This window comes from Citrobacter europaeus, from assembly GCA_020099315.1.
GTDB classification, from domain to species: domain Bacteria; phylum Pseudomonadota; class Gammaproteobacteria; order Enterobacterales; family Enterobacteriaceae; genus Citrobacter; species Citrobacter europaeus.
In genome coordinates, this window is sequence record CP083650.1 from 52,890 (window position 1) to 66,365 (window position 13,476).

Annotated in this window: 14 protein-coding genes; 11 read left to right on the forward strand and 3 right to left on the reverse strand. The window is 53.0% G+C overall.

The annotated features are described in order from the left end of the window. Positions 1 to 12: 12 nt before the first annotated feature. From LA337_00225 to ubiA, 4 genes are all read left to right on the forward strand, one after another. The gene (locus LA337_00225; protein UBI16179.1) at positions 13 to 1,368 is read left to right on the forward strand and encodes a maltoporin; all 1,356 of its coding nucleotides are present in this window, start codon (positions 13 to 15) and stop codon (positions 1,366 to 1,368) included. Positions 1,369 to 1,481: 113 nt separating this feature from the next. Next, complete coding sequence (gene malM, locus LA337_00230; GenBank protein UBI16180.1) at positions 1,482 to 2,429, forward strand: maltose operon protein MalM; 948 nt, start codon at positions 1,482 to 1,484, stop codon at positions 2,427 to 2,429. A gap of 180 nt (positions 2,430 to 2,609) precedes the next feature. Beyond that, positions 2,610 to 3,107 carry a chorismate lyase gene (gene ubiC / locus LA337_00235; GenBank protein ID UBI16181.1) on the forward strand — a complete coding sequence of 166 codons (498 nt, stop codon included), beginning with the start codon at positions 2,610 to 2,612 and terminating at the stop codon, positions 3,105 to 3,107. A 13-nt stretch (positions 3,108 to 3,120) separates the two neighbouring features. Beyond that, complete coding sequence (gene ubiA / locus LA337_00240) at positions 3,121 to 3,993, forward strand: 4-hydroxybenzoate octaprenyltransferase (protein UBI16182.1); 873 nt, start codon at positions 3,121 to 3,123, stop codon at positions 3,991 to 3,993. Between the two features lie 60 nt (positions 3,994 to 4,053). On the opposite strand, the gene plsB is transcribed toward ubiA, so the two are convergent. After that, positions 4,054 to 6,474, reverse strand: coding sequence for a glycerol-3-phosphate 1-O-acyltransferase PlsB (gene plsB / locus LA337_00245; protein UBI16183.1), 2,421 nt, complete (start codon positions 6,472 to 6,474; stop codon positions 4,054 to 4,056). A gap of 171 nt (positions 6,475 to 6,645) precedes the next feature. Here plsB and LA337_00250 point away from each other — a divergent pair, with 171 nt between their 5' ends. The 4 genes from LA337_00250 (at position 6,646) to LA337_00265 (ending at position 9,530) form a co-directional block, all read left to right on the forward strand. Next, entirely contained in the window at positions 6,646 to 7,014 is a 369-nt protein-coding gene (locus LA337_00250) for a diacylglycerol kinase (protein UBI16184.1), read from the forward strand. A 109-nt stretch (positions 7,015 to 7,123) separates the two neighbouring features. Then, a complete protein-coding gene (lexA, locus tag LA337_00255; GenBank protein UBI16185.1) occupies positions 7,124 to 7,732 on the forward strand; it encodes a transcriptional repressor LexA in 609 nt (202 codons plus the stop codon). A 132-nt stretch (positions 7,733 to 7,864) separates the two neighbouring features. Further along, positions 7,865 to 9,184 carry an MATE family efflux transporter DinF gene (dinF, locus tag LA337_00260; protein ID UBI16186.1) on the forward strand — a complete coding sequence of 440 codons (1,320 nt, stop codon included), beginning with the start codon at positions 7,865 to 7,867 and terminating at the stop codon, positions 9,182 to 9,184. 136 nt (positions 9,185 to 9,320) lie between these two features. Beyond that, entirely contained in the window at positions 9,321 to 9,530 is a 210-nt protein-coding gene (locus tag LA337_00265; protein ID UBI18364.1) for a CsbD family protein, read from the forward strand. A 48-nt stretch (positions 9,531 to 9,578) separates the two neighbouring features. Here LA337_00265 and zur read toward each other — a convergent pair whose 3' ends face one another. Further along, entirely contained in the window at positions 9,579 to 10,097 is a 519-nt protein-coding gene (gene zur / locus LA337_00270; GenBank protein UBI16187.1) for a zinc uptake transcriptional repressor Zur, read from the reverse strand. A 115-nt stretch (positions 10,098 to 10,212) separates the two neighbouring features. Between zur and LA337_00275 the strand changes: the two genes are divergently transcribed. From LA337_00275 to pspG, 3 genes are all read left to right on the forward strand, one after another. Next, positions 10,213 to 10,701, forward strand: coding sequence for a cupin domain-containing protein (locus LA337_00275; protein ID UBI16188.1), 489 nt, complete (start codon positions 10,213 to 10,215; stop codon positions 10,699 to 10,701). Positions 10,702 to 10,807: 106 nt separating this feature from the next. Continuing rightward, the gene (gene dusA, locus LA337_00280; GenBank protein UBI16189.1) at positions 10,808 to 11,806 is read left to right on the forward strand and encodes a tRNA dihydrouridine(20/20a) synthase DusA; all 999 of its coding nucleotides are present in this window, start codon (positions 10,808 to 10,810) and stop codon (positions 11,804 to 11,806) included. A 133-nt stretch (positions 11,807 to 11,939) separates the two neighbouring features. Next, positions 11,940 to 12,182: an envelope stress response protein PspG gene (gene pspG, locus LA337_00285; protein UBI16190.1), complete on the forward strand. Its 243-nt coding sequence runs from the start codon at positions 11,940 to 11,942 to the stop codon at positions 12,180 to 12,182. A gap of 302 nt (positions 12,183 to 12,484) precedes the next feature. Here pspG and LA337_00290 read toward each other — a convergent pair whose 3' ends face one another. After that, positions 12,485 to 13,468, reverse strand: coding sequence for a quinone oxidoreductase (locus LA337_00290; protein ID UBI16191.1), 984 nt, complete (start codon positions 13,466 to 13,468; stop codon positions 12,485 to 12,487). Positions 13,469 to 13,476 lie beyond the last annotated feature (8 nt).

Here is a 13,476-nt window from a genome sequence, read left to right on the forward strand (position 1 = left end):
GGAGATAGAACGATGATTACTCTGCGCAAACTCCCTCTGGCGGTTGCTGTGGCAGCAGGCATTATGTCTGTTCAGGCAATGGCCGTGGACTTCCATGGTTATGCTCGTTCCGGTATTGGCTGGACGGGTAGCGGCGGTGAACAACAATGTTTCCAGGCAACAGGTGCACAAAGTAAATACCGTCTTGGTAACGAATGTGAAACCTATGCGGAAATCAAATTAGGTCAGGAAGTGTGGAAAGAGGGCGATAAGAGCTTCTACTTCGACACCAACGTTGCCTACTCCGTTGCACAGCAGAATGACTGGGAAGCGACCGATCCTGCTTTCCGCGAAGCCAACGTGCAGGGTAAAAACCTGATTGAATGGCTGCCGGGTTCCACCATCTGGGCCGGTAAACGTTTCTATCAGCGTCATGACGTCCACATGATCGACTTCTACTACTGGGATATTTCAGGTCCTGGTGCTGGTATTGAAAACATCGATCTGGGCTTCGGTAAACTGTCTCTGGCGGCCACCCGTTCTCAGGAAGCTGGGGGGTCTTATACCTTCAGTAGCCAGAATATCTACGACACCTCTAAAGATACCGCGAACGACGTATTTGACGTACGTTTAGCGCAGATGGCTACTAACCCTGACGGTATGCTGGAACTGGGTGTGGACTATGGCCGCGCGAATAAAACCGACGGTTACAGCTACGCGGATGACGCAACGAAAGATGGTTGGATGTTCACCGCAGAACACACCCAAAGTATGCTGAAAGGCTATAACAAATTTGTTGTTCAGTACGCGACTGACGCCATGACAACGCAAGGTAAGGGCGGCTCGCAGGGGACTTACGGCTCTACCTTCGATACTCAGGTATCTCCAGATGCACCTGTCATCCATCATGTTGACAACAACATCAATAACAATGGTAGCCTGGTACGCGTACTTGACCATGGTGCAATCTCTCTGGGCGACAAGTGGGACCTGATGTACGTCGGTATGTATCAGAACATCGACCTGGATAACGACCTGGGTACCGAATGGTACACCGTGGGTATCCGTCCGATGTACAAATGGACGCCGATCATGAGCACCTTGCTGGAAGTCGGTTACGACAACGTTAAATCACAGCAGACCAGCGATCGCAACAGCCAGTACAAAATCACCCTGGCACAACAATGGCAGGCTGGCGACAGCATCTGGTCTCGCCCGGCAATCCGCGTCTTCGCAACCTATGCCAAATGGGATGAAGAGTGGGGTTACGTGAAAAATGGCGACAAAGTTTCTAAATATGCCGCCGCAACTAACTCTGGTATCAGCACAACCAGCCGTGGCGACAGCGATGAGTGGTCCTTCGGTGCCCAGATGGAAATCTGGTGGTAATCCAGCACTAACCTGACGTAAAGACCGAAAGAGGGGCGCAAGCCCCTCTTGATTACGGTTTAGCGCGCTATTGCCTGGCCACCGCTGAACCCATGCTATCTGAGGTGATAACAATGAAAATGAAGAAAAGTCTCGTTGCCCTTTGTTTATCTGCAGGGTTATTTGCCAGCGCGCCTGGCATCAGCCTGGCCGATGTTAATATTGTTCCGCAGAACACCACCGCGGCCCCAACAATCCCCACTGCCGCGCTGCAACAGTTGACCTGGACGCCGGTTGATCAATCCAAAACCCAATCGACACAGCTTGCGACAGCGGGCCAGCGTCTTGATATCGCGGGTATTACCGGCCCGGTCGCGGCCTATAGCGTGCCGGCGAACATTGGCGAACTGACCCTGACGCTGTCCAGTGAGGTCAACAAACAAACCAGCGTATTTGCGCCAAACGTCTTAATTCTTGACCAAAACATGACGCCATCTGCGTTCTTCCCCAGCAGCTATTTCACCTACCAGGAGCCCGGCGTGATGAGTGCCGATCGCCTGGAAGGGGTCATGCGCCTGACGCCTGCGCTGGGCCAGCAAAAACTGTATGTTCTGGTCTTTACCACGGATAAAGATCTGCAACAGACCACGACTCTGCTTGACCCGGCAAAAGCCTATGCCAAGGGGGTAGGTAACGCGATTCCGGATATCCCTGACCCGATCGCTCGTCATACCACCGACGGCCTGCTGAAACTGAAAGTCAAAACCAGCTCCTCCTCCAGCGTTCTGGTCGGGCCGCTGTTTGGCTCGTCCGGCCCTGGTCCTGTTACGGTTGGTAATACCGCCGCACCAGCGGTGGCTTATGCAGCTCCGGCAGCAGCAGTTGCCGCACCTGCGCCGCAGCCGGTGAAGAAAAGTGAGCCGATGCTGAACGACACGGAAAGCTATTTTAATCAGGGCATTAAGGATGCAGTTGCGAAAGGCGATGTCGATAAAGCGCTGAAGCTGCTTGATGAAGCTGAACGTCTGGGATCCAAATCTGCCCGATCCACCTTTATCAGCAGTGTAAAAGGCAAGGGGTAAACATCTCCCCACATTGTTGATTTTGCAACAACTGGTGCGTCTCCTGGCGCACCTTTTTTTATCCTTCGGTGCTAATTGTTACACTTATGTTGCCCTACCGATCACTTAATTGTGTTTGCTCACCCCGTAATGCCTTTTCTGCGATACAATGCCTTCAGGTTATAAATCGGAGAGTAAGGCATGCCACACCCTGCGTTAACGCAACTGCGTGCGCTGCGTTATTTTGATGCGATCCCGGCGCTGGACGCCCAACTGCTCGACTGGTTGTTACTGGAAGATTCCATGACTACACGTTTTGAGCAGCAGGGAAAACAGGTCACCGTCACGTTGATTCGCGAAGAATTCGTTGGGCAAAATGAGGTGTCTGAAGAGCTGCCGCTGCTGCCTGAAGAGCCCCGCTATTGGTTACGTGAAATCCTGTTATGCGCGGATGGTGAACCCTGGCTTGCCGGACGGACCGTAGTGCCTGAATCAACCTTGTGCGGTCCTGAACTGGCCTTACAAAACCTGGGGAAAACCCCGCTCGGACGCTACCTGTTTACGTCATCAACATTGACCCGAGATTTTATTGAGATTGGCCGCGATGCAGCGCTGTGGGGGCGTCGTTCCCGCCTGCGGCTGAGCGGTAAGCCGCTGATGCTTACCGAGCTTTTTCTGCCTGCATCGCCGTTGTACTGAGAGGAAGATAAAGATGGAGTGGAGTCTGACGCAGAATAAGCTGTTGGCGTTTCACCGCTTGATGCGTACGGATAAGCCAATCGGCGCCTTACTACTGCTCTGGCCTACGCTGTGGGCATTGTGGGTGGCGACCCCGGGCATGCCGCAACTGTGGATCCTGGCGGTTTTTGTTGCCGGAGTATGGTTAATGCGCGCCGCCGGATGCGTGGTGAATGATTATGCCGACAGGAAATTTGACGGACACGTTAAACGCACCGCGAATCGACCGCTGCCGAGCGGGGCCGTAACCGAGAAAGAAGCCCGAACGTTGTTCATCGTATTGGTGCTGCTGGCCTTCCTGCTGGTTTTAACACTCAACACGATGACCATATTGTTATCCGTTGCGGCGTTAGCATTGGCGTGGGTTTACCCCTTTATGAAGCGCTATACGCATCTGCCGCAGGTGGTGCTGGGGGCGGCGTTTGGCTGGTCGATCCCGATGGCGTTTGCCGCCGTGAGCGAATCCGTACCGCTGAGCTGCTGGCTGATGTTCCTCGCCAATATCCTCTGGGCAGTGGCCTATGATACGCAATATGCCATGGTTGACCGGGATGATGACCTGAAGATAGGCATTAAATCGACCGCGATTCTGTTTGGTAAGAACGACAAGCTGATTATTGGTGTTTTGCAGGTTGGCGTGCTGGTGTTGATGGCGCTGGTGGGTTGGCTAAACGGGTTAGGGCTGGGTTATTACTGGTCTCTGCTGGTGGCGGGCGCGCTGTTTGTCTATCAGCAGAAACTGATCGTCAATCGCGAACGTGATGCCTGTTTTAAAGCGTTTATGAACAATAATTACGTCGGTCTGGTGTTGTTCTTAGGACTGGCGATGAGCTACTGGCATTTTTGAGTTTGGTCTAGTCTGCAAAATAAAAAACCGGTCAGTTCATTCCGACCGGTTTTTTTATGCTTACTCGCCTTGTGTAGCGCTCTCGATGGTCAGACGCACATCTGACGTGACCAGTTCGGCCAGCATCTGATAGATCTTCATCGTCTCTTCCGGTTCGGCATCTCCGGTGTCGCTGATGAATCCCTCGTCACGCAGCGTCAGCACCAGGGAGCTGAACACGGCTTTATCGAAGAATTCCGGCGCGTTAATGCCGTGCAGCACGGAGAGGCGTTGCGCCACGGTGCGGCTCTCTTTCTCCAGCGTACCACGGTTGATCGACGGATTGGCGCTCAGCAACCAGAAGGTAATGGCGTAGCGTTGCAACGTCTCGCGAGCGCCTGCCGCCAGCAGCTGTAGCGTACGGGAGCGGGCCGGATTGATATGCAGTTCGTCATCGGTCAGGGTGATAAGTCCCTGGCGCTGCATTTCGCTGGCCAGTTCGTCAATCACTCCGGCAAGTTCATCACGCTCCCAGCGTAAGAACAGCTCCGCTTTCAGCATCGGATACAGCGCATCAATATGCTGCTGTAGCGCGGCGCGTGAAATACGACGATGCTGAGTCACGATGGCTGCCATCAATGAAGGCAGAACCAGCATATGCGCAATGTTGTTGCGGTAGTAGGTCATCAATACCGCCTGCTCGCGCGGCAAAATGATGATGTCGCCGATGGTGTCTTTCTCGACCTCAAACTTGTTCATCTGCAAGGCGTGATCGATCAATTCACTGGCGCTCTGCGCAGGAACTGTAGCATCTGCCGCGTACGGCACATTGCGTAGCAGGCTGAGATAGCAGTCAAGCTGCTCGGTCAGCTGTTCACGGGTCAGAGAGCGCTGGCGGGAAGCCAGTAACGCAGTACAGCACAGGTTCATGGCGTTGGCCGCGCCTGCGTTGTTAATGCGCACCATTAGATCGGCGGCAATGTTATTCACCGTCGGCGTCAGCCAGGCCGGGCGGATAGACTCGATAGGATCAATCGATTCACGCCACTCCGGCACGTGCTGGTTAAGGTAAGTCATCAACGGCATTGGTTCACCAAAGTTAACATAGCCCTGACCCAGATTACGCAGCTTGCTTAAGCCACGCAGCATTTGCGGCAGACTCTCTTTTTCTTTCGTCGCGCCACGCAGCTCTTTGGCGTAGGTGCCTACTTCCATTACGTGCTCATAGCCGATGTAGATCGGTACGAGGGTAATCGGACGCGTTCCGCCGCGCAGCATCGCCTGAATAGTCATCGACAGCGTGCCGGTTTTCGGGTCGAGCAAACGACCGGTACGTGAACGGCCACCTTCGACAAAATACTCAACCGAGTAGCCGCGGCTGAACAGTTCGCCCAGGTATTCGCGGAAAACGGTGGAATAGAGCTTGTTACCCTTGAAGGTACGACGAATAAAGAATGCGCCCAGACGGCGGAAAATCGGACCCGCTGGCCAGAAGTTCAGGTTGATACCGGCAGCGATGTGCGGCGGAACCAGACCCTGGTGGTACAGAACGTACGACAGCAGCATATAGTCCATATGGCTGCGGTGGCACGGGACATACACGATTTCGTGCCCATCGTGCGCCAGTTGACGGACACGCTCCGCATTGTGAACGTTAATCCCCTGATACAGCCGGTTCCAGGTAAAGCCCAGAATACGGTCGGTCAGACGGATCATCTCGTAGGAGAAGTTGGCGGCAATCTCTTCCATCAGCGCAATGGCGTTTTGCTGCGCTTTTTCGTGGGAGATTTTTTTACTGCGCGCTTCGTCTTCTACCGCGCGAGCGATAGCTTTTGAGGCCAGCAGCTTATTAAACAGGTCCTGGCGGGCAGGGAGGCGCGGGCCAACTGCGGCCAGACGCTGACGAGCAAAGTGCATGCGCGCCACGCGAGCCAGCTTCTGAGCAATGATCTTATCCGTACCGTGTTCATCCGCCATGCGACGCAAGGAGACTGACGGGGAGAAGCGGACAAAACTGTCGCGTCCCAGCCAGGACACAGCAAAGAATTTCTGTACACCGTTCAGCATGCGCAGCGGCGGATTGACTTCGCCTTTTTCACGCCCTGGCGCACGGCCAAACATCACCGAAACCGGCACCATCTGCACATCCAGGTCTGGATTGCTGCGATGCAGATCGAGATAGTTATGGAACAGCTTGATGGACTCTTCTTTCGGCGTGTAATAGGTGAACACACGCGGGCCGCCGTGAATAAACACGTAGCGCGGCAGCAGAGTTCCGTCTATCTCCAGCGGTTCCAGGGGATCGGGGAGATCGTGCACCAGACATTGGGCACGCAGCGTCAGCAAGTCTGCTTTTGAATTGTACGGTAAGACGTACATAATGGGACGAGAAGTATCGAGTCCCAATTCCGGGGCAGGTTCTGCCGGAATAGACTTGCTTTTTACCAGGACGCTTAATGGTAAATTCAGTAATTTGTAGTAAATTCGTGGCCAGCCGGACATAAACGATGTAAAGCCTCTGGTTAATAATGCAAATGCGCTGCAAGGATATCAGAAAGTTTAGTTAATTTCTGTGGTATCCCGTCATACTTCGCGCTGCTTTGCCACACCCTGAAACAAACGGGGTAACGTTACAATGACATTGACGCTAATAATGTAAAAAGGTTCTTTTTGATGGCCAATAATACCACTGGATTCACCCGAATTATCAAAGCTGCAGGCTATTCCTGGAAAGGTTTTCGCGCCGCATGGATCAATGAGGCGGCATTCCGTCAGGAAAGCGTTGCCGTCCTGTTGGGCGTAGCCATCGCCTGCTGGCTGGACGTCGATGCGATTACCCGCGTGCTGTTGATTGGGTCCGTGATGCTGGTGATGATCGTTGAAATCCTCAACAGTGCGATTGAGGCGGTGGTTGACCGTATTGGCTCTGAGTATCACGAACTTTCCGGTCGGGCAAAAGATATGGGGTCGGCGGCGGTATTGCTGTCTATTTTTGTCGCTCTGATCACCTGGGGCATCCTGTTGTGGTCGCATTTGCGATAAAGATTCCACAACTGCATAAATCTCCTGTTTTTTGTGCAGTTTGCGGTTCCAAAATCACCTTTAGCTGTATATACTCACAGCATAACTGTATATACACCCAGGGGGCGGAATGAAAGCGTTAACGGCCAGGCAGCAAGAGGTGTTTGATCTCATTAGGGATCACATCAGCCAGACAGGTATGCCACCGACGCGTGCGGAGATCGCGCAGCGTTTGGGGTTCCGTTCCCCAAACGCTGCTGAAGAACATCTGAAAGCGCTGGCGCGTAAAGGGGTGCTGGAAATTGTATCCGGTGCATCGCGCGGTATTCGACTGCTGCAGGAAGAAGAAGAAGGGTTACCGCTTGTTGGGCGTGTGGCTGCAGGTGAGCCACTGCTGGCGCAGCAGCACATCGAAGGCCACTACCAGGTCGATCCTTCACTGTTCAAACCGAACGCCGATTTTCTGCTGCGCGTTAGTGGTATGTCGATGAAAGATATCGGTATTATGGACGGTGATTTACTCGCTGTGCATAAAACACAGGACGTGCGTAACGGTCAGGTCGTTGTTGCCCGTATCGATGACGAAGTCACCGTTAAGCGCCTGAAAAAACAGGGCAACAAGGTTGAACTCTTGCCAGAAAATAGCGAATTTAAACCCATCGTTGTCGACCTGCGTGAGCAAAACTTCACTATCGAAGGACTGGCGGTAGGCGTTATTCGTAACGGTGAATGGCTGTAATTTTCTGTTAATGCCCTGTAGGCCGGATAAGACGTTTATGTCGCCATCCGGCAACGTGCCCGATGGCGCTGCGCTTGTCGGGCATGGACAACATTTTTTTCAGTACCTCTAACTTCTTCCAGGCTCTCCTGTATGCCTTTCTTTACCTCTTCTGATAAAGCACTCTGGCACCTCGCCTTACCGATGATCTTTTCCAATATCACCGTTCCCCTGCTGGGACTGGTGGATACCGCTGTGATTGGTCATCTGGATAGCCCAGTCTATCTTGGCGGCGTTGCGGTTGGCGCCACGGCGACCAGTTTTCTCTTTATGTTGCTGCTTTTCCTGCGCATGAGTACCACAGGTCTTACCGCGCAGGCATTTGGCGCGAAAAATCCGCAGGCGCTGGCGCGCGCGCTGGTGCAGCCGCTAATGCTGGCGCTGGGAGCGGGGCTGCTTATCGCACTGTTTCGTACACCGATTATCGATCTGGCTCTGCATATTGTCGGGGGAAGTGAAGCGGTACTGGAGCAGGCCCGACGTTTCCTGGAAATTCGCTGGTTAAGCGCACCCGCGTCTCTGGCGAATCTGGTGCTGCTCGGCTGGCTGCTTGGCGTTCAGTATGCGCGTGCGCCGGTTATCCTGTTGATTGTCGGTAATATTCTCAACATCGTACTCGATTTATGGCTGGTGATGGGCCTGCATATGAACGTGCAGGGAGCGGCGCTGGCGACGGTGATTGCCGAATATGCCACCCTGCTGATTGGCCTGATGATGGTACGTAAAGTCCTGCATATACGTGGCATTTCACTGGCAATGCTGAAGCAGGCGTGGCGTGGCAACTTCCGTCGTTTGTTGGCGCTCAACCGCGACATCATGCTGCGCTCGCTGCTGCTACAACTCTGTTTTGGCGCTATCACGGTGCTGGGTGCGCGTCTGGGAGGCGATATCATTGCGGTTAATGCCGTTCTGATGACCTTGCTGACTTTTACCGCCTACGCGCTGGACGGATTTGCCTATGCCGTGGAAGCGCATTCGGGTCAGGCCTATGGGGCGCGAGATGGTAGCCAGTTGCTGGACGTCTGGCGGGCGGCCTGTCGACAGTCCGGTATTGTGGCTATTTTGTTTTCGCTGGTTTATGCCCTGTTTGGCGAGCAGATTGTGGCGCTGCTGACCTCGCTGCCGCAGATCCAACTGCTGGCCGATCGCTATCTCTTCTGGCAGGTGGTTTTGCCGCTGGTGGGGGTGTGGTGTTATCTGCTCGACGGGATGTTTATTGGCGCGACGCGGGCTGCAGAAATGCGTAACAGTATGGCCGTTGCCGCAGTGGGATTCGCATTAACGCTGCTCGCTTTACCGTGGCTTGGAAATCATGGTTTGTGGCTGGCATTAAGCGTTTTCCTCACGTTGCGTGGGCTTTCACTGGCCATTATCTGGCGACGCCACTGGCGTAATGGAACCTGGTTCGCCTGAGCAGGATGGTTAAAAATTCCGAATAGTAAATAAAACCCAGAATCCCTGACTACACTTATTCTCACGTCCAGCAAAAACAGCATGTGTCTGGACATGGCACTCTCGCTATTCACAACCTAACGATGAGGACTTGATGATGAATAAAGACGAAGTCGGCGGCAACTGGAAGCAGTTTAAAGGTAAAGTGAAAGAGCAATGGGGCAAACTGACCGATGATGATATGACGGTCATTGAAGGTAAACGTGACCAACTGGTCGGTAAAGTCCAGGAGCGTTACGGTTACGCGAAAGATCAGGCGGAAAAAGAAGTTAATGATTGGGAAAAACGTAATGATTACCGCTGGTAATTAACCCCTCCCTCCTGAGAGTACAAGGATGTACGCTCTCCTCCTTATCTAGCGCCCAACTTTCTTCTTCACCTGAATCGTATGGTCATGCTGGCATTCGCCAGGATGACGGCATGACTCAACCTCCACACAGGCCGGGCACAGCCCGTGGGCTTCAATAACGTTATGCCGCAGGGCAAAGCCCATTTTTGCCGCCAGCGTATGCATGATGTCTTCCACGCCTTCCGCACACTCTTCTTTTACCACGCCACAGCGATCGCAAATGAACATTGCGGAACTGTGGGTTGGCTGATCGAACAGGTGGCAAAGCACATAGCTGTTGGTGGATTCCACCTTATGCACAAACCCTTGTTCCAGCAGAAAGTCGAGCGCACGATACACGGTCGGCGGTTTCGCCTGTGGCTCGGTTTCCCGCAGCAGGTCAAGCAGGTCATAGGCGCTAATTGCGCCTTCCTGCAGGCTCATCAGGCGCAGCACTTCGAGGCGTTGTGGCGTAAGTCGCACGTTGCGTTGCGCACAGAGTTTTTCAGCTTGAGCCAATAACTCCTGCGTAGTGGTTTTGTCCATTTGGCGCCTCGATTTGCGTGGAAGGTTAATCCCTTACTTTAACATGTTCTGCTTAAAACGCCGAGATCCACCGTGGTGTGCTATACCTGACGCATCGCAATACTGGAAAATAAACATGAAAAGACCCGATTGTATTCGCCACTGGCGAGAAGTTGAGGGGGCTGATGACGCCACTTATCCCGACAGCAATGAGTTGTTTTCGATTGGCGCGCCGCTTGCCCGCAAGCTCGGGTTAGGGCGGCTCGGTATTCATCATGAACGCCTGCCGCCGGGGCGGCGCACGTCGTACCCGCACGCTGAAAGCGATGAGGAAGAGTTTATCTATGTGCTGGAAGGATATCCTGAGGCCTGGATTAACGGTTATTTATGGAAGCTGGAACCGGGCGACAGCGTTGGTTTCCCGGCGGGCACCGGCGTGTGTCACACCTTTATCAATAACACCAGTGAAGAGGTGCGTCTGCTGGTCGTAGGTGAAGCGAATAAAAAACATAACCGCATATATTACCCGCTTAACCCTGTCTATGCGGCTACGCGCGAGGATCGCTGGGTCGACCATCCGCCGCAGTTTTTTGGCTCTCATGACGGAAAACCCGGGCGTAAATAGCGCGCGTGGGGGCTACGGAGGGATAACCGCGAGGATGTGGCTCACTATCGTAACGGTCTATGCTATAGTAGCGCCCCTTTTTTAACCGGATGCTTGAATATTCGCCATGCTGCCTGAATCTCAGTCTACCGCTTTTCCCGCTCATCGTTTTTCTATCGCGCCGATGCTCGACTGGACGGACAGACACTGTCGCTACTTTTTGCGTTTACTGTCCAGCCAGACGCTGCTCTATACGGAGATGGTAACCACCGGCGCGATCATTCATGGTAAAGGCGATTATCTGGCGTATAGCGAAGAAGAGCACCCAGTAGCATTACAATTGGGTGGGAGCGATCCGGCAGCGCTGGCGCAGTGTGCGAAGCTCGCTGAACAGCGGGGCTATGACGAAATTAACCTCAACGTGGGTTGTCCTTCCGACCGCGTACAGAATGGCATGTTTGGCGCCTGTCTGATGGGGAATGCACAACTGGTCGCCGATTGCGTCAAAGCAATGCGCGACGTGGTGTCGATACCGGTTACGGTGAAAACGCGTATTGGTATTGATGATCAGGACAGCTACGAATTCCTGTGCGATTTCATCAACACGGTATCTGGCAACGGCGAATGTGAGATGTTTATTATTCACGCCCGCAAGGCCTGGCTATCCGGGTTAAGCCCGAAAGAAAACCGCGAGATCCCACCGCTGGATTATGACCGCGTTTATCAGCTAAAGCGTGATTTCCCGCATCTGACGATGTCGATCAACGGCGGCATTAAATCGCTGGAAGAAGCAAAAATTCATCTGCAACATATGGATGGCGTGATGGTGGGGCGTGAAGCTTACCAAAACCCAGGTATTCTGGCGTCCGTTGACCGTGAGATTTTTGCTGCTGCCACCGAAGATGCCGATCCGGTTGCCGTGGTGCGCGCCATGTACCCGTACATTGAGCGTGAACTGAGTAAGGGAACCTATTTGGGACATGTGACGCGCCATATGCTGGGGCTGTTTCAGGGGATTCCAGGGGCCCGTCAGTGGCGTCGCTATCTGAGCGAAAATGCGCATAAAGCTGGGGCAGATATTAACGTTCTGGAACATGCGCTGAAGCTGGTCGCTGACAAGCGTTAAGTTTTCGCCAAAAGTTAGTTAATTTCACCACGCCCTGCACTTTGTCGCGGGGCGTTTTCTTTATAAATCAATATATTAATTTTGGCATGTTTCTTGTAAAGCTATGGAGAGTACTTCATTTCGGGAGAGAGCCATGCTGGAACTACTTTTTGTGATTGGATTTTTTATCATGCTGATGGTCACCGGCGTATCTTTGCTGGGGGTGTTGGCCGCATTGGTGGTAGCTACGGCAGTGATGTTTTTAGGCGGACTATTTGCCTTGATGATTAAACTGCTTCCCTGGCTGCTGCTGGCCGTTGCCGTGGTGTGGGTTATCAAGGCGATAAAAGCGCCAAAAGTCCCACAGTATCAGCGCAATAACCGCCGATTTTACTAAGGTATTGAGCGGTGCGTCACAACCTGCAACATTGCCTTTAGAACCAAATAGGAATTGATTATCAAATCTGTCACTATTGCCAGGTTAACGAATTCATCGAGCTGTACCCTACATACAGCCGAACTAAAAAAAGAAAGGGCTTCCTGCGGGAAGCCCTAATTCTTTCTTTCCTCGTCATAATTCAAACTCAAGGTGTGTTGGCTGCTTTCATTCACCCCAGTCACTTACTCCAGTAAGCTCCTGGGGATTCACTCAATTGCCGCCGTCCTGGAGCTTAAATTATTTAGGGGAAAGTGATGGCGTTACGGAATGAGTAAACTCGATCCCTGCGTGGCGCGACTTTCCAGCACTTCATGGGCACGCTGTGCGTCGTGCAGCGCAAATGTCTGACCAGGTGCGACATCCACTTTTATTACCCCACTGGCAATCAATGAGAAAAGCTCATTACTGGCTTCGGTTAATTCGTTGTGGTTGGTGATGTAACCCTGCAGAGAGGGACGGGTCACGTATAGCGAACCTTTCTGATTCAGAATCCCTAAATTTACACCGGTCACTGGTCCGGACGCGTTGCCAAAACTGACCATCAGTCCGCGGCGCTGCAGACAATCCAACGAGGCTTCCCAGGTATCTTTCCCCACCGAGTCATACACCACCCGCACTTTTTTTCCGCCAGTTATCTCTTTCACTCGTTCAGCAATGCTTTCTTCACGATAGTTAATGACCTGCCATGCGCCGGCCTGCAGCGCAATTTGCGCTTTTTGCGCACTGCCGACGGTTCCAATCAGCTTCGCACCTAATGCTTTTGCCCACTGGCAGGCAATCATACCGACGCCGCCCGCAGCAGCATGGAACAAAAACGGTTCATCAGGCTGAATTTCATAGGTTTTACGTAACAGATAAAATACGGTAAGCCCTTTAAGAAATGAGGCGGCGGCTTGTTCAAACGAGATAGCGTTAGGCAGGATGGCGGCTTTATCAGCCGGAACGTTATGCACTGAGCTGTAGGCGCCCAGGGGGGACTGAGCGTAAACCACGCGATCGCCGGCTTTAATGTGCGTCACGTTGCTACCGACTTTGCTGACCACGCCTGCGGCTTCGGTTCCCAGACCGCTGGGCAGAGAAGGCGGTGGATAAAGACCACTGCGGATGTAGGTGTCGATATAGTTGATCCCAATCGCTTTGTTCTCGACCTGGATTTCGTTTTCCGCCGGGTCTACGGGCGTAAACTCCACAGCCTTGAGTACATCAGGGCCACCATGCTTGTGAAATTCAATACGTGTTGCCATGCTTCCTC

Coding starts and splice junctions, on each gene's coding strand:
- LA337_00225 (UBI16179.1), top strand. CDS start 13: ATGATTACTCTGCGCAAACTCCCTCTGGCGGTTGCTGTGGCAGCAGGC.
- malM (UBI16180.1), top strand. CDS start 1,482: ATGAAAATGAAGAAAAGTCTCGTTGCCCTTTGTTTATCTGCAGGGTTA.
- ubiC (UBI16181.1), top strand. CDS start 2,610: ATGCCACACCCTGCGTTAACGCAACTGCGTGCGCTGCGTTATTTTGAT.
- ubiA (UBI16182.1), top strand. CDS start 3,121: ATGGAGTGGAGTCTGACGCAGAATAAGCTGTTGGCGTTTCACCGCTTG.
- plsB (UBI16183.1), bottom strand. CDS start 6,474: ATGTCCGGCTGGCCACGAATTTACTACAAATTACTGAATTTACCATTA.
- LA337_00250 (UBI16184.1), top strand. CDS start 6,646: ATGGCCAATAATACCACTGGATTCACCCGAATTATCAAAGCTGCAGGC.
- lexA (UBI16185.1), top strand. CDS start 7,124: ATGAAAGCGTTAACGGCCAGGCAGCAAGAGGTGTTTGATCTCATTAGG.
- dinF (UBI16186.1), top strand. CDS start 7,865: ATGCCTTTCTTTACCTCTTCTGATAAAGCACTCTGGCACCTCGCCTTA.
- LA337_00265 (UBI18364.1), top strand. CDS start 9,321: ATGAATAAAGACGAAGTCGGCGGCAACTGGAAGCAGTTTAAAGGTAAA.
- zur (UBI16187.1), bottom strand. CDS start 10,097: ATGGACAAAACCACTACGCAGGAGTTATTGGCTCAAGCTGAAAAACTC.
- LA337_00275 (UBI16188.1), top strand. CDS start 10,213: ATGAAAAGACCCGATTGTATTCGCCACTGGCGAGAAGTTGAGGGGGCT.
- dusA (UBI16189.1), top strand. CDS start 10,808: ATGCTGCCTGAATCTCAGTCTACCGCTTTTCCCGCTCATCGTTTTTCT.
- pspG (UBI16190.1), top strand. CDS start 11,940: ATGCTGGAACTACTTTTTGTGATTGGATTTTTTATCATGCTGATGGTC.
- LA337_00290 (UBI16191.1), bottom strand. CDS start 13,468: ATGGCAACACGTATTGAATTTCACAAGCATGGTGGCCCTGATGTACTC.